This window comes from Streptomyces violaceus (genome assembly GCF_036014075.1).
Classification (GTDB): domain Bacteria; phylum Actinomycetota; class Actinomycetes; order Streptomycetales; family Streptomycetaceae; genus Streptomyces; species Streptomyces violaceus.
On sequence record NZ_CP107911.1, the window covers coordinates 3,005,622 to 3,021,780 of the forward strand.

The window sequence follows — 16,159 nt, forward strand, 5'->3', positions numbered from 1 at the left end:
GCGCAGGACGGGCCGTCGGGAGAGCACCCGGCGGCCCGTTGGCGTGTCCGGCCGCCGCCCTAGTCGCGGGTGCGTGCGGCCATCGCATGCCAGAAGCGGTCCAGCTCACGGACGCGCATGCTCACCCAAGGTGGCGTCTTCCGGCGCAACAGCCTGGGGAACCAGCGGCGCAGGCGTCCGGGCAGCAGGGCCTGCTGCTGGCGGCAGAACGGCTCCCGGATCTCTCCCCGGGGCACACAGCCATGGGGAGGGTACGGGCAGAGCTGGAACTTGCAGTCGGGCAGACATGCGGTGCCGGGTGCGGGCGGGGTCGCGGTACCGACCCGCGCGCCGGGTTGCAGCGGCTCGCGGTTCGTGCAGAGGCACGGCGGGAGAGGCATGCCGGACTGCTCCGCGCGGGCCATGCGCTCCTCGACCTCGTCGGGGTTTCCGTCCCGGTCGATGAGGTTCAGCATCACCAGCACGTCGGCGACGAGGCGTTGGGCCCGCCCGTCGAGAGTGCTCCAGCCGACCGAGGGCGGAATCCACAGGTTGTGCTTGCGGTAGGCGCCGGAGTGGTCCGCACGGGAACCGATGTTGTCGGCGACGCCCTTCTCGTCGATCCAGAGGAAACGCTCGGGCTGTCCGGTCTCCAGGGCGAGGGCCACCAGATCGCCCGCCTCGGCGACGAACGGGTGCAGCAGCCGCCGCGGCGAGTCGCCGTTCGCACCGGGCGGGCCGGGCGGTGCGTTCACCGTGCCGGCCATCGCCAGCCAGCGCCGCACGGTCTGCACGGCGGTGGAACCACCGATCGTCAGGAGCGGCTCGCGCGATGCGTGGTGATCGTCGCTCGGCCCTGCCGTGTCGCCGTCCCGGTCATGGTGGCCGAGCCGGTCCGGAAGCCTCCACAGGCACAGCGCCTGAAGCAGGCTGAGCTGCGAGTACCAGCACCGGGTCTGCTGCAGTACGGTCTCCGCCTGCCGGATCAGGTCCACGCTTCTGCCGGTATCCGTGTTCGGATGACGCTGGCGCCGGTTGGCCGCGTACTTGAAACCCTGGGCCAGCGCCGCCTCCAGGGCGAGCGGCATATCGGGGGCGCCGTCCGTGTGGGCCGGGTCGAGGTGCAGCAGCCATTTGGTGAGGCGCTCCCGGGCCTCACCACGGTGGGAGTCGTCGACCGACCCCAGCAACATGGGCAGCATCCAGGCCCGCATCACGAACTCACGCAGCAGTTCGACCCGTTGGTTCTCGTACCGCTGGTTGAGTTCCTCCCGCTCGATCTGCAGCCGATCGATGGCCTCGAAGGACGCGGCAGGCGAGGACGCACGGGCGGATCTGGCCTGCCCCATTCTCGAGGTCCACGCTTCGAATTCCCTCGTGTTCTCGGCTTTCATTTCGAGGATCTTGGCGTTGTACTCCCCTATGGGGTCACTGTTGAGACCGACCCGCTCACGGATCACGGCGAACGCCTCGTTGCCGCCGCTGCCGAACTCCTGGGCGACGGCCAGGCGGATGGAGTACGAGGGCTCAGCGATGCCCAGCTCGAAGATCTTCTCGTACATCGCCGTGGTGTCGATCTTCTTGGAAGCCACCCGCGAAGCCGCGCCCAGTTGCTTGAGCAGCCTCAGTTTCGCATCCTCGAGAGTGCGCTGATCTCCCTGGATGCCCGACCAGTCGGCCGCCACCCTCCCGACGATGTCGCCCAGCCGTCCGGGGTCGGCTTCCACACTCTCGACTTCGAGGGCAGCGGCGTAGAGGTCGAGGGTCTTCGGGTCGTCCGGTCGGTGCTGCGCGGCCTCACAGAGCCGCTCGGAGAGGGCGCGCCCACGCACGGGGCTGCTCAGCGACAGCTCATCCTTCCCCTCCTGGAACCCGGCCCCGACGCCGCCGACTCGGGGCGAACGTCTCCCCACCCTCCCCCGGGACATGAACACGACCGCGACCAGCAACTCACGGCCGGGGCCGGGCGACTGCAGCGCCTGCGCGATCAGCTCGCCGACGTCGGCCTCCTCCATGCGGCTCAGCAGACGGAAGCCGAAGTAGGCCTGCAGGATGCTGTGCGGGAAGCGCGCCTTCGTCTCGGAGCTCTCCAACAGCCCGAGCTTGTCCGCGTTGCCCACCAGACGGGCGAGCACAGCGTGACATTGCGCCATGTTCCCCTTCTGCAGCCGCCTCGCCTCCTCGTCGCCGAGCCTGGCGCGGAGCGCGGCCCAGATCTGTTCCCGGTGCCACTCGGAGAAGGCGTTCCCGTGGCTGCCGTACCCGTCGGTGCCGCGCGCCCTGGTCCACAAGTGGCCTGCCTCGGCCCCGACGTATCGCACTCTGCCGGGCTGGACGTCCGGGCCGAGCAACTCGGCGAAGTCCACTTCCAGCTTGTCCTGAAGCAGTCCCACGCAGGCCAGAGCGGAGACCACCGCAAGGGTGTCCCGGCGCTCCTGCGGGGTCAGCGCGACGTCCTCACACAGTCGGCCCTCGTGCAAGGCACGGCCCCAGGTGTCCAACAGCCACAACCGAAGCGTGCTCCGGTCCCGGCTGCGTGTGTTCAGACGCTTCGGGTCGTCGGTCGGACGGTCCCGTTCCAGGGCGCCGTGCCGGTGCAGTTCACGGGCGATCTGCAGGTAGACGGGCGATTCGGTCACCTCCGCCGTCTCCACGATCCAGTCCACACGGCGCTCGTCCGTCCCCGGTACGGAGGCTTTGACGAATTGCAGCGCCTCCTCCTCGCTCAGCGGTTCCAGCTCCACGATCGCGGCGGGCGTGCTGTCCAGAGGACTGTGCGGCCGGGAGGCGATGACCACCGGTAGCCGCTCCTCATAAGCGCGTTCGATGGCACAGCGGATGATGTTGTCCCGGTTCTGCTGAACACCGCCGTCGAGGAGAGCCTCTTCGAGTCCGTCGGCGATGACGACCAGCTTGTCGTCGGCAAGCAGTTGCTGCCAGACCCGATCGGTCTTGGTGCGGGCCAGAATGCCCTGCGGCGCCACCTCGGCGAAACGCTGCCTGGCCATGCGCTCGAAGTTCAGATCGGTCCCGCCGTCGGCGTCCCGCAGCCGGATCGGCACGGGCACGGCACGCTCCTGGGCCAGTAGTTCGGTGAGCCGCACGAGGACGGCGGTCTTCCCCGTGCCGACACCGCCCACGAGCAGATAGGGCCGACGAGTGCTGCGCTGCCTCAGCCGTTGGGCGATGACCTGCGCGAGCTCCTCGCGACCCACGATCTCGGTGGAGTCCTGCCCGGCCGTGAGCACGAGCTTGTGCGGGTCCTTGCGCGCCTTCACGAGGTATCGCCGTTTGTTCCAGCTGTACCACCAGAACATGAAGAGCGCGGCGGCGACCGAAGCGGTGAGGACCGGACCGATGAAACGGAGCAGGGCGTCGAGCCCCGGCTCCTGCTGCCATCTCTCGACCGTGGTCGTCTGGTCGCTGACCAGCATGTGTACGCCGGCCCCGATCCAGCCGAAGACCACGAGGGCGCCGACCGCCCAGACCATCCGGAGCACGTTGGTGTAGGAGAACCACCTGCGCCACTTCCTGGGCCGGGTGGTGCCGCGGCGGGCCTCAAGACGGATGGTCAGGCTGTGCCAGTGGCCGAGGACGACGCGGCTGGTCCGTCTCGCCGCCCGCCGCAGATCCAGCGTGGCCATCGGCGCGTTGTGCGGCCGCTCCTTGCCCGGTGTGCGACGGACGACCCTCGTCATGGTGAGTACTCCCTCCGAGGGCGAGCTGGTTCCCAGTGCGGAGGACCGCGGACGTCGGCACCTACTTCCATGGAAGCACTCCCGACACGCCCCGCAACCCGGTGGCGAAGCGTGAGGAACGCCGCCGTACCCCCCGGGCCCCTTGGTGAACTCTCCTCACCTACCAGTTGACGCTCCGAAACCCGCGCGACACAACATCTGGGGGTGCCACCGGAACCCGGCACAAGATGTATGCTCGTGCTCGCTGTCGCCGCAGGGGAATCCGGTGCGAATCCGGAACTGTCCCGCAACGGTGTACTTGTGCATGTCTGTTCCCAGAAACGTCATGCACGGGAGTCAGTCCGAGGACCTGCCGACAGCGCACCCGGCCGTCCGGCCGGGGTGCCCTGACGTCCGGGCCTCGTGGAATGGGCCGGTGGACGCGACGCCGCGTGCGCTCGTGTGCTGCCCCCTGCCCTGTGCGAGGCCCCTTGCCGAGCGAGGGAGAGCCCCACGTGACCATCGCGCCAGCCGAACCGGTCTCAGCCGCCGAAGAAGAGCATGACGGTCCCGGTGCCGCGCTGCTGCGGACCCTGACCGAGCTGACCGCCGATCTCCCCGACGCCGACCCCGGCCGGGTCGCCGCCGCCGCGCTGCGCGGCCGGTCCGCGCGGGCGGACGAGACGGAGCTGCGCGAGCTCGCGACGGAGTCGGCCGCCGGCCTCATCTCCGAGGACCCCGCCTACTCCCGGCTGGCCGCGCGCCTGCTGACGATCGGCATCCGCGAGGAGGCCGCCTCCCAGGGCGTCACGTCCTTCACCGAGTCCGTCGCGGTCGGCCACCGAGAGGGCCTGATCGCCGACCGGACCGCCGAGTTCGTGCGCCTGCACGCCACCCGGCTCGACGCGCTGATCGACCGGGCCGCCGACGACCGCTTCGGCTACTTCGGCCTGCGGACCCTGCACAGCCGCTACCTGCTCCGCCACCCGATCACCCGCAAGGTCGTCGAGACGCCCCAGCACTTCATGCTGCGCGTCGCCGCCGGCCTCGCCGAGGACGACACGGCACAGTCCGTCGACGAGGTCGCCGCCCTCTACGGGCTCATGAGCCGCCTCGACTACCTCCCCTCCTCCCCCACCCTCTTCAACTCCGGCACCCGGCACCCCCAGATGTCGTCCTGCTACCTCCTCGATTCCCCCAAGGACGAGCTGGACTCGATCTACGACCGGTACCACCAGGTGGCGCGCCTGTCGAAGCACGCGGGCGGCATCGGGCTGTCGTACTCCCGTATCCGTGCTCGTGGTTCGCTGATCCGCGGCACCAACGGCCACTCCAACGGCATCGTCCCGTTCCTGAAGACCCTCGACGCCTCGGTCGCCGCCGTGAACCAGGGCGGCCGCCGCAAGGGTGCGGCCGCGGTCTATCTGGAGACCTGGCACTCCGACATCGAGGAGTTCCTGGAGCTGCGCGACAACACCGGCGAGGACGCCCGCCGTACGCACAACCTGAACCTCGCGCACTGGGTGCCGGACGAGTTCATGCGGCGGGTGAACGCCGACGCGCAGTGGTCGCTGTTCTCCCCCTCGGACGTGCCCGAGCTGGTCGACCTGTGGGGCGAGGAGTTCGACGCCGCGTACCGGGCGGCCGAGGCGAAGGGCCTGGCGAAGAAGACCCTGCCCGCCCGCGAGCTGTACGGCCGCATGATGCGCGCCCTCGCGCAGACCGGCAACGGCTGGATGACCTTCAAGGACGCCGCCAACCGCACCGCCAACCAGACGGCCGAGCCGGGCCACGTCGTCCACTCCTCCAACCTCTGCACGGAGATCCTGGAGGTCACCAGCGACGGGGAGACGGCGGTCTGCAACCTGGGGTCGGTCAACCTGGGTTCCTTTGTCGATACATCGACCAGCGACCTCGACTGGGAGCGGCTGGACGAGACCGTCCGTACGGCCGTCACGTTCCTCGACCGGGTCGTGGACATCAACTTCTACCCGACGGAGCAGGCGGGCCGCTCCAACGCCCGGTGGCGTCCGGTCGGCCTCGGGGCCATGGGCCTGCAGGACGTCTTCTTCAAGCTGCGCCTGCCCTTCGACTCGCCCGAGGCCAAGGCGCTCTCCACCCGCATCGCCGAGCGCGTCATGCTCGCCGCGTACGAGGCCTCCGCCGACCTCGCCGAGCGCAACGGCCCGCTGCCGGCCTGGGAGAAGACCCGTACGGCCCGGGGCGTGCTGCACCCCGACCACTACGACGTGGAGCTGACCTGGCCCGAGCGCTGGGCGGCCCTGCGCGAGCGCATCGCCGGGACCGGCATGCGCAACTCCCTGCTCCTCGCCATCGCGCCCACGGCCACCATCGCCTCCATCGCGGGCGTGTACGAGTGCATCGAGCCGCAGGTGTCCAACCTGTTCAAGCGCGAGACGCTGTCGGGTGAGTTCCTCCAGGTCAACTCCTACCTGGTGGACGAGCTGAAGCGGCTCGGCGTGTGGGACGCCCGCAGCCGGGAGGCGCTGCGCGAGGCGAACGGCTCGGTGCAGGAGTTCGCCTGGATCCCCGAGGACGTACGGGCGCTCTACCGCACGGCGTGGGAGGTCCCGCAGCGCGGCCTGATCGACATGGCGGCGGCCAGGACTCCGTTCCTGGACCAGTCCCAGTCCCTGAACCTGTTCCTGGAGACGCCGACCATCGGCAAGCTCTCCTCGATGTACGCGTACGCCTGGAAGGCCGGGCTGAAGACGACGTACTACCTGCGCTCGCGCCCGGCGACCCGCATCGCCCGCGCGGCACAGGCCACTGTCCCCGTGCAGGCCACCCCGGATCCCGAAGCGGTCGCCTGCTCCCTGGAAAACCCCGAGTCCTGCGAGGCCTGCCAGTAATGAGCACCCAGAACCTTCTCGACCCCGGCTTCGAGCTCACCCTGCGCCCCATGCGCTACCCGGACTTCTACGAGCGCTACCGGGACGCCATCAAGAACACCTGGACCGTGGAGGAGGTCGACCTCCACTCGGACGTCGCCGACCTCGCCAAGCTGTCCCCGGCGGAGCAGCACCTGATCGGCCGGCTGGTCGCGTTCTTCGCCACCGGCGACTCGATCGTCGCGAACAACCTGGTGCTGACGCTGTACAAGCACATCAACTCCCCCGAGGCGCGGCTGTATCTGAGCCGGCAGCTGTTCGAGGAGGCCGTCCACGTCCAGTTCTACCTGACGCTCCTCGACACCTATCTCCCCGACCCGGAGGACCGCGCCGCCGCCTTCGACGCGGTGGAGAACATCCCCTCCATCCGCGAGAAGGCCGGGTTCTGCTTCAAGTGGATGGCTGCATTTGATGGAACAGAGGGGGTGGACAAGCTCGACCGGCTGGAGACCCAGGCCGACCGCCGCCGTTTCCTGCTGAACCTGATCTGCTTCGCCGCGTGCATCGAGGGCCTGTTCTTCTACGGTGCCTTCGCCTACGTCTACTGGTTCCGCAGCCGGGGCCTGCTGCACGGCCTGGCCACCGGCACCAACTGGGTGTTCCGTGACGAGACGATGCACATGTCCTTCGCCTTCGACGTGGTCGACACCGTCCGCAAGGAGGAGCCGGAGCTGTTCGACGACCAGCTCGAGCAGCAGGTCACGGACATGCTGCGGGAGGCCGTCGAGGCCGAGCTGCAGTTCGCGCGCGACCTGTGCGGTGACGGCCTCCCGGGCATGAACACCGAGTCGATGCGGCAGTACCTGGAGTGCGTCGCCGACCAGCGGCTCACCCGGCTCGGCTTCGCTCCGGTGTACGGCTCCGAGAACCCCTTCTCCTTCATGGAGCTCCAGGGGGTTCAGGAGCTGACAAACTTCTTCGAGCGGCGGCCCTCGGCGTACCAGGTGGCGGTGGAGGGCACCGTCGACCTGGACGAGGACTTCTGAGCCCACTCGCTCTCCCGGGCCTCCTGGGCCTCCTGGGCCTCCCAGATCTGACGGTCGACGCGCCTGTCGCGCACGATGCCGATCACTGACGGGAGGACCAGGAGGACCAGCGTCCCCAGTACGAAGATCATGGCGATGAGTGTCTGTACCTGGTTCGTTTCCATGGACACCACTGTCGCGCCGATGACTCCTTACCGTCAGTGGCAGTACTGCCGTGGACCCTCGAATTACTGCCACGGGCGAGGCACACTGGAGACATGCTCCAGAACGTGGCCGTCGTTCTGCTCGACGGCGTGAACCCCTTCGAACTCGGTGTGGTGTGCGAGGTCTTCGGCACCGACCGCAGTGACGACGGCCTGCCGGTCTACGATTTCGCGGTCGCCTCGGCCGAGGGCCCGTCGCTGCGCATGAACTCGGGCGTCTCGGTACAGGTCGAGCACGGCTTGGAGCGGCTGGAGACGGCCGATCTGATCGCGGTGCCGGCCGGGCACGGCTACGCGTCCCGTGAGTTCCCGCCGGAGCTGCTGGACGCCCTGCGGCGCGGGGTCGCCCGCGACGCCCGGGTGCTCAGCGTCTGCTCCGGCGCCTTCGTGCTGGCCGCTGCCGGGCTGCTGGACGACCGCCGCTGCGCCGTGCACTGGAAGCACGCGCGGGCCCTCGCCCGGCAGTACCCCCGGGCGGTCGTGGAGCCGGACGTGCTCTACGTCGACGAGGACCCGGTGATCACCTCCGCCGGCACGGCCGCGGGGATCGACGCCTGCCTCCACCTGGTGCGCAAGGAGCAGGGCACCGAGGTCGCCAACAAGATCGCCCGGCGGATGGTGGTGCCGCCGCACCGTGACGGGGGCCAGGCCCAGTACATCGAGCGCCCGCTGCCGCACTCCGAGGGCGACACGATCGGCGACGTGCTGGCGTGGATGGAACGCCACCTCGACGAAGAGGTCACCGTCGAGCAGTTGGCCGCCCACGCCCACATGTCCCCGCGCACGTTCGCCCGCCGCTTCCAGCAGGAGACCGGGACGACTCCCTACCGCTGGGTCCTGCGCCAGCGGGTGCTGCTGGCCCAGCGGCTGCTGGAGGCGACGGACGAGACGATGGACGCGATCGCCGGCCGAACGGGGTTCGGCAACGCGGCCACACTGCGCCACCACTTCGTCCGGTCGGTCGGGACCACGCCGAACGCCTACCGGCGCACGTTCAGGGGCCCCGAAGCGGCCTGACGATCACCGCCTGTCACCTCGGCACCGGCCGCAGCAGCAGCTCGTGCGGCCGGAGCGTGATGCCGACGCGCGTGCCGTCGTTCGAACCGGCCACCTGCTCGAAGCGGTACCTGGAGGCCAGCGCCGCCGTGATCAGCGTCAGCTGGGCCATCGAGAAGTGGTCGCTCGGGCACTTGCGGTTGCCGACGCTGAACGGGCTCATGGCGTGCTTCGGGATGTCCTTGACCCGGTCCGGCAGCCAGCGATCGGGGTCGAACTCCAGGTTCCGCTCGTACGACTTCGCGTCGCGCTGGATCGCGTACGGGCTGTATACGATGTCCGCCCCGGCCGGAATCCGGTATCCGCCGAGTTCCGTGTCCCGTACCGCCCGGCGCGTCAGAATCCAGACGGCGGGGCGCAAACGCAGGGCCTCGACGACGACATTGTTGGTGTGCCTGAGTCCCCGGACGTCCCCGAATGCCACCGGCCTCCCACCGGTGACGGCTTCTACTTCGTCACGCACCCGGTCCGCCTGTTCAGGGTGTTCCGCGAGCATATGCAACAGCCACATGATCGTGGAGGCGACGGTTTCGCTGCCGGGGGTGAGGATCGCGACGACCTGATCGTGGATCTCCTGTTCCCCGATGGGGTCGCCATTCTCGTCCTTCGCCTCCAGCAATGCCGTCAGCAAATCGTCCGGCTTTTGACCGGATGCCCGGCGCTCGGCCACGATCTCGTCGACCAGGAGATGCAAATCGGCCAATGCACGGTTGAATTCGCGGTTGGCCGGGAGCGGCAGCTTGTAGAGCGGCCCGAGCGGGACCACCATCCGCCGGTACATCCCGCGGAAGACAGTGGCGAGCGCGACGCACAACCGCTCCGCCCGCTCGTCCATGTAGTCGCCGCGCAGCAGACAGCGGGCCGCGATGCGCACGGCCACCCGGAAGGACTCGGAGGTGCAGTCGACGGTCTCGCCGGGCTTCCAGCGCTCGGTCAGCGCGTGCGCCTCCTCCTCCATGATCGGCCCGTAGGCGGGGATGGCGTCGAGCCGGAAGGCGGGCTGGATGGTGCGCCGCTGGCGCCGGTGCCGCGGCCCGTTCGCCGTGGCCACTCCCTCCTTTCCGAGCAGGCCCTCCAGGGACTCCCAGAGCGGCCCGGCGATGATGAAGTCGTTGCTCAGCGCCAGTGCGCCGGTGAGGTCCGGGGTGGTGACGGCGTACACGGTCTTCGGCCCCAGCTTCAGGCGGACCACGTCTCCGTGGTCGCGCAGCCGGGACATGAACGCCAGCGGGTCGCGCACGAGCTTCCAGCCGTGGCCGAGGCCCGGGACACCGCCGCCCGCCCGGGGCGGCTCACGCAGATCCGGAGCCAGGGCTCCGGGCCGCACAGACTCGACGGTCATTTCTCACCTGCCGCTTCGTTGTTGACGTACGGGGGCGTGGACCGGTCGTCCCAGCTGTCGACCATGTACCGGCCGGACTCGTGGTGGAACCAGTAGACGGAACTGAACCAGTTGCGCATATTGCTCAGACAGGCCCGCACGGCGGCGCTCAGTTCCTTTCCCCGCACGGTGCCGTCGGCGAGGTCGTCGGCGAACCGTAATGCTTCCTGTTCGACGTCGAGAAATTCCGTTATGGAGTTCTCGACACGGCGTCTGACTTCCGTGACCGCCTGTTCCAGTGTCAGCCCCTCATGGGTGATGAGACTGATTCCGAGATTGTGCACCTCGTCGCCCGCTATTTCCTTCGGAAGGGAGCAGAGGTCGTTGTACCAGGCGGCGAACTCCTGGCTCAGCAGCGCCGCCCGCCGATATGCCGGGTGTTTCCGCACGGCGTCGGGTAGTTCGCATCCCGCAGTCGGCTCCAGCAGATCCGTCCATATCCAGTGAGCGAAGGTGAGCCGGCGCAACCGGAGATATTCGTCGACCGTGGGCACGATTCCGTGGGTGCGATTGTGGAACTCCCGGTCGTATGCGTCGACCACCGCGTGGAAGTGCCGGGCGAACCGGAGGTTCCACGTCCTCGGCAGGAAGGCGTACAGCCGCAGCACGCTGTCCGCGAACCCGGCGACCAGTGAGTCCTCGTGGTGCAGGTGCGCCCCGGGGAAGTCGAGGGCCGCGTGCAGCCGGTCCCGCAGCCGCCGCCAGGCGACCGGACGGTCGTGCACGATGTCGCGGTCGTGCCGGTCGTCCCAGACGAAGAACCAGGCGCTGTAGTCCGCGATCGCCTGGAGGACCTCGTCGGAGGCGCCGATGTAGTACCCGGCCATGAGGTCGGTGTAGCAAAGGCCGTCGGCATATTCCTCCACCTTGTCCGCAGGCATGAGCCGCTTTTCGAGCAGCCAGGCCCGGGTCTTCTCCTGGCACTTCGGCCAATACGGGTGGAGTTGCCGGGGAAACGCCGCCTCGATCACCGGGAGAGAGAGCGACGGTGGAACTACGATGGTGGTCGGTGTCGATGTGGTGCCGTGTGACAAAGCATGCACGAACTAACCCCTCTCGGCCGCCTGTTGGCGCGGGCGCCCCTCCCTTCGTGCCGGGCGTGCGCCGTTGCATACCCCGCTCATCCCATTCAGCACTACAACTGACCGCTCTGGGAACGTATTTGCTTCATTCACTACCCCACAGTGCCGGGATCCTCCCGGTGTGTGACGGGGAACGGATCACCAGGAGAGCAGAAGCGATCGAACGTGCGACGGACAGGCGAACGGCACAGCCGAACGGCGCCTGTTCAAGGCGGGAAACCCGAACAGACGCCGTTCGCCTGGTGCGTGTGAAGTCTCAGTCGTTCGCGACCACGGGGTAGCGAGGCTCGTTCTCGGCCATCTGCCGCAGCGCGTCCTTGCGCTCACGCTTGGAGAGCCGGTCGATGTACAGGTAGCCGTACAGGTGGTCGGTCTCGTGCTGCAAACACCGAGCGAAGTATCCGGTGCCGCGCACCTTGATCGGGTTGCCCTTCTCGTCCTGCCCGGTCACCTCGGCGTAGTCGGGCCGGGCGAGCGGGGCGTACGCGGTGGGCACGGACAGGCAGCCCTCGTTGCTGTCGTCCAGCCTGCGCTTCTCGGCGGGCAGTTCGACGAGCCGGGGGTTGCAGACCACTCCGGTGTGCCGGGCACCCTCGTCGTCGGGGCAGTCGTAGATGAAGACCTTCAGGTCGACACCGATCTGGTTGGCGGCCAGGCCCACGCCCTCGGCGGTGCGCTGGCTGGCGAACATGTCCGCGACGAGTTGCTGGAACTCCTCGCCGAACTCGGTGACGTCCTTGCACTCCTTGTGCAGCACCGGGTTCCCGACCACCGTGATCGGCCGCGAGGTCCCCCGCTCCCGCCAGGCCGCCTCGCGCTCCTCGCAGTCCTCCGTGTCGATCACGTACCCCTCGTCATCGACGGGGAGCACGCCCGCGCGCTGCTGATCGGTGTCCTGCTGAGCCATGACGTTACGTACGCCTTCCTGAACCAAACCGGGCTGAGATGCGGATACAGACTACGCCGCTGTTCGGACGCCCTTCTTTGTCTTGGGGGCGCGGGGCTGTATCGATCTGCGGCTCCGCCGCGTGGGCGCGAGCAACCACGACGCAGCCGCACCCGACAACGGCGCTAACAGACCTCTTCCAGATCCCGCCAGTCACGGGAATCAGGGCTGTCGGCAACCCACCCGTCCAGCAGCCCCCTCACCAGCGAAGCCGGCGCAGCCAGCCCGCACTCCCGCTCCGGCACCCAGAGCTGCCCGTCCGTCCGATGCCCCAGCGGCCCGGGATGCCCCGGCTCACTGTGATCATGCGGATCGAGATGTTCCCCGTCACCCTCGTCCGACGGCATCCGGGACTCCGAGCACATCCGGCACAGCAACCGCACCGAAGAAGACCAGTCCTCCGCGGCGAACCCGGCATCCCCGGCAAGCTGCTCCAGCGCGTCACGGTCCGCCTCGGTCGCCGCCTCCAGCAGCACCACCCAGGTCGGCACCGGCGACGGGGCCCACAGCTCGATCTCGTCGAACACCGGATAGGTGTGCCCGGCGGCCGTGGTCCGCTCCCCGTGCGGCACCCCGTCGTGCAGCACGACCTCGCCCCAGCGTCGCCCCGACGACGGCAGCGGGATGGACAGCACCTCGATCCGCGCGGGATCCAGCCGCCGCCCCCACACGACCTCGGCCTCCCCCTCCGGGGACAGCCGTACGGCCGCGCTGCCGAGGTCCATGCCGACGGGCTCGCCGGCGGCGATGGCGGAACCGGGCATCCGCAGCCCGTAGGCCTGCCAGGCGCGCCGGGCCAGCGGCCAGTCCTGCAGGGCGGTCGCGGCGATGCCGACGTTCCACCAGTCGGGCGCACCGGTGTCCCGGTCGAGCAGGGCCACGGCCCTGAGGCCCGCCGCCCGCGCCTGCTCCCAGTCGTGCCGGAACTTGTGCAGCAGGGCGAGGTTGAACCACGACTCGGACAACCAGGGCTCCAGGTCGGCGGCACGTGTCAACAGTGCGCCCGCGTCCTCGTACCGGCCGTCGCCGATCAGTGTGAACGCCCGGTCTGTGGCCTGCCGCCAGGAGGCGGAGGGCCGGTGCCGTCCCTTGCCGAAGATCCTCACGATTCCCGCCTGCCAGTTCCGTTCGGTGGGCTGGCCGTAGCTGTGTTTCGAGCCCCCGGACACCTTCTCCTTCGCATCCAACCACGTACGGCCTCCGAGGCGCTCATTACCCATGGGTTACCCAGCCACGGGCAGAGTCAGACTGCCCCTCGCCAGTACCCGGGCCAGTGATTCCACCACCTCCGGCGCGTACTTCCCGGCGGTGGCGAGCCGGAGTTCCTCCAGCGCCGTCAGCGGCCCGCCGGGCCCGCCTTCCCTGGACTTCTCCTCGTACGCGTTCACGGCCCGGACGATTCGCGCGGCGAGCGGCTGCTCGGCGTAGGGGTCGGCCTGCCGCTCCACGACCACGGCGACCGACTCGTCGACCCCCGTATGCCGTACGACGGCACCGCCGAGCAGCGCGATCCGCCGCTGTTCCGCGGCGGGCAGGTCGGCGGTGGCGCCCGCCGGCACCGGGTCGACGAGGCTCAGCTGGCCGATGTCGTGCATGAGCGCGGCGTACTCCAGCACGGCCAGTTCGGGCTCGGTCAGGCCCAGGTCCCGACCCACCGCCTGGCCGAGCGCGGCGACCCGCCGGGCGTGGCCGCAGGGGGTGTAGCCGGCGACCTCGGTGGCCCGCGCGAGGGAGGCGATGGTCTGGCGGTAGGTGGCCCGGACGGCGGCGTACCGCCGGAACGACATCTGGGCGAGCAGCAGCGGCACGGAGAAGACGGGCAGCGCCCACAGCCCGACGACGGCGACCGCGAGGGCCATCACGGCCCCGGTAGCGATGACGGCGGACCCGATGCCGCACACGGCCCGCAGCTCGTCCCGCAGGACCGGGCCGAAGGGCCAGCCGGTGCGGGAGTGGGCCAGGGCGGCGGCGAGCACCGCGTCGCACAGCGCGGTCAGGGACAGCAGCGCGAGCAGCAGCAGCGCGTAGGCGGGTCCGCCCCAGTCGTCGAACATCCCCCGGTTGTACGGGGGCTGGAAGCACACGGCGACGAATCCGACGGTGAGCATGCGGCGTGCCAGGTGGTCGAGCGTGGGCCCCTGTCCGCGCGCGACGTGCGGCACGCTGCCGAGCAGTGAGGCGGCCAGCACGACGGCGACGACCTGGGCGAGGCCGTGGTGCGTGGCCCGGCCGCCGGCCTCCCCGAGCAGCGCGTACGACAGGGCCGCAGCGGCCCCGAGCGGTGCCGGTTCCCGGACCCGCGCCCCGTTGCGCCGGGTGAGTTCTCCGACGGTGACGAGAACCCCGAAAGCGAGGGCGACGCGGCGTTCCTCGAGTCCGCTGTAGAGGGTGACGGCGAGGGAGCCGGTGGCGAGGAGGGCGGCGCAGGCGTGGACCAGGGTGCGCAGGAGAGGCGCCGCGCACGCGCTCATCGGTGTGCTCCAGGCCGGCTGGAGACGGGTGTGCCGGGCGGGGGCACCCGGGGTGGGTGGGCGTCGTCGGCGGTCACCGCGGGGTGCCAGCCCGTCCGCCGTACGGCTTCCACCAGGGCCGCGACCATCACGGGGTCGAAGTGGCTGCCCGCGCACCGCTCCAGTTCCTCCAGGGCCACCGCGACGGGGCGGGCCCTGCTGTAGCTCCGGGTGGAGGTCATGGCGTCGAAGGCGTCGGCGACCGCCACGACCCGTGCGGACTCCGGGATCTGACGGCCCACCAGGCCGTAGGGATAGCCGCTGCCGTCCAGCCGCTCGTGGTGGTGCAGTACTGCGGCGCGGGCCTCCCCGAGGAAGCCGATGCCGCGCACCATCTCGTGCCCGTACTCGGGGTGCAGCTCGATCACGCGCCGCTCCTCGGGGGTCAGCGGCCCGTTCTTCCTGAGCAGCCGGGTGGGCACGCCCAGCTTGCCGACGTCGTGCAGGATCCCGGCGAAGCGGAGCACCTCGACGCGCTCGTCGTCCATGCCCAGCTCGCGCGCGATCATCATGGAGGCCTGCCCGACGCGCTCGCTGTGCCCCCGCGTGTACCCGTCCTTGATGTCGACGGCCTGTACCAGCGCCCGGATGGTCGCCTGGTGTGCGGCCCGTTCCCGGTGGTACTGCGCGAACGCCCACCACGAGACGCACATCGGCAGCAGCACGAGCAGCGCGGCCACGGGACCGTACGGGCTGCGCCACAGGACGGCCATCATCAGCCCGGCGAGGCCGTGCACCGCGATCGGCGCGAGCGAGCGCGCCACCAGGCCCCGCCAGGCCCGCCGCACCGGCACCCGCTCCGCCGCGGCCAGGATCCCGCCGTCCAGCAGCGCGAGCACCAGGCAGAACGCCAGCACGGCCGCCCCGGCCGGCCCGAGCGCGTAGGGAACGTCGCCCGCGACGACCGCGTCCCGCCCGCCGAGCATCCAGTGCACCCGGGCCGCCGCCCACACGCCGAGGACGAGCTGGGCGGCCCGCCAGATCCGCCGCAGCGCCACGGGCCGCTGCCCGACATGCGAGAGCAGCGCACCGGGCACGGCGACCAGGGCGGCGGCGGGCGCGGGCAGCAGGAAAGCGCCGGCCAGCAGCACGGGGTAGAAGGTCCCGGCCGGGTGGGAGATCCCAACGAACCGGGACCGGGCAGCGCGCTCACAGCCGGCGTACAGCGCGGCGAGCAGCGCGACGGCCCACCAGGGCGTACGGATGCCCGGCAGCGGGAGCAGACAGAACAGGGCGGCGACGGTGACACAGGCGACGTACACACGTGCACGCGTGGATACCGCTTCCATGAGCCCCTCCCCCGGCCATGTCCGTCAGGCCCGGAGCCTAGGACGGCGGTGGGGGGCTCCGCGGGCCGACAACCCGCGGATTAGCACGTTCGAGTGACGCGTTCGAGGATGACTACCCCCCTCGAAGGTGGGGTAGTT

At 70.0% G+C, this 16,159-nt stretch carries 11 protein-coding genes and 1 riboswitch; of the genes, 3 read left to right on the forward strand and 8 right to left on the reverse strand.

Annotated elements, in window-relative coordinates; genetic code table 11:
• Positions 1–59: 59 nt before the first annotated feature.
• Entirely contained in the window at positions 60–3,677 is a 3,618-nt protein-coding gene (locus tag OG542_RS13295; RefSeq protein WP_328410898.1) for an NACHT domain-containing protein, read from the reverse strand.
• 231 nt (positions 3,678–3,908) lie between these two features.
• Positions 3,909–4,048, forward strand: a riboswitch (cobalamin riboswitch).
• Positions 4,049–4,171: 123 nt separating this feature from the next.
• On the opposite strand from OG542_RS13295, the gene OG542_RS13300 reads away from it, so the two are divergent.
• The gene (locus OG542_RS13300; protein WP_328410900.1) at positions 4,172–6,529 is read left to right on the forward strand and encodes a ribonucleoside-diphosphate reductase subunit alpha; all 2,358 of its coding nucleotides are present in this window, start codon (positions 4,172–4,174) and stop codon (positions 6,527–6,529) included.
• Positions 6,529–7,554, forward strand: a complete 1,026-nt coding sequence (locus tag OG542_RS13305; protein WP_311127674.1) for a ribonucleotide-diphosphate reductase subunit beta — start codon at positions 6,529–6,531, stop codon at positions 7,552–7,554. Before OG542_RS13300 ends, OG542_RS13305 begins: the two co-directional genes overlap by 1 nt.
• Here the strand turns inward: OG542_RS13305 and OG542_RS13310 are convergent.
• The gene (locus OG542_RS13310) at positions 7,467–7,718 is read right to left on the reverse strand and encodes a hypothetical protein (RefSeq protein ID WP_328410903.1); all 252 of its coding nucleotides are present in this window, start codon (positions 7,716–7,718) and stop codon (positions 7,467–7,469) included. The genes OG542_RS13305 and OG542_RS13310 overlap by 88 nt on opposite strands.
• Positions 7,719–7,811: 93 nt before the next feature.
• On the opposite strand from OG542_RS13310, the gene OG542_RS13315 reads away from it, so the two are divergent.
• Positions 7,812–8,774, forward strand: a complete 963-nt coding sequence (locus OG542_RS13315) for a GlxA family transcriptional regulator (protein WP_328410905.1) — start codon at positions 7,812–7,814, stop codon at positions 8,772–8,774.
• A 13-nt stretch (positions 8,775–8,787) separates the two neighbouring features.
• Here the strand turns inward: OG542_RS13315 and OG542_RS13320 are convergent, their stop codons facing one another.
• The 6 genes from OG542_RS13320 to OG542_RS13345 all read right to left on the reverse strand — a co-directional run bounded on the left by OG542_RS13320 (position 8,788) and on the right by OG542_RS13345 (position 16,021).
• Positions 8,788–10,155 (reverse strand): bifunctional albaflavenone monooxygenase/terpene synthase, encoded by a 1,368-nt coding sequence (locus tag OG542_RS13320; protein ID WP_328410907.1) that lies wholly within the window; start codon positions 10,153–10,155, stop codon positions 8,788–8,790.
• Positions 10,152–11,237: an epi-isozizaene synthase gene (cyc1, locus tag OG542_RS13325; RefSeq protein ID WP_328410909.1), complete on the reverse strand. Its 1,086-nt coding sequence runs from the start codon at positions 11,235–11,237 to the stop codon at positions 10,152–10,154. Before cyc1 ends, OG542_RS13320 begins: the two co-directional genes overlap by 4 nt.
• Positions 11,238–11,532: 295 nt before the next feature.
• A complete protein-coding gene (gene def, locus OG542_RS13330; protein ID WP_193481048.1) occupies positions 11,533–12,183 on the reverse strand; it encodes a peptide deformylase in 651 nt (216 codons plus the stop codon).
• Between the two features lie 164 nt (positions 12,184–12,347).
• Positions 12,348–13,328, reverse strand: a complete 981-nt coding sequence (locus OG542_RS13335) for a tetratricopeptide repeat protein (protein WP_184590633.1) — start codon at positions 13,326–13,328, stop codon at positions 12,348–12,350.
• A 117-nt stretch (positions 13,329–13,445) separates the two neighbouring features.
• Complete coding sequence (locus OG542_RS13340) at positions 13,446–14,693, reverse strand: HD-GYP domain-containing protein (protein WP_328410911.1); 1,248 nt, start codon at positions 14,691–14,693, stop codon at positions 13,446–13,448.
• Entirely contained in the window at positions 14,690–16,021 is a 1,332-nt protein-coding gene (locus tag OG542_RS13345) for an HD-GYP domain-containing protein (protein ID WP_311127668.1), read from the reverse strand. Before OG542_RS13345 ends, OG542_RS13340 begins: the two co-directional genes overlap by 4 nt.
• Positions 16,022–16,159: the final 138 nt, after the last annotated feature.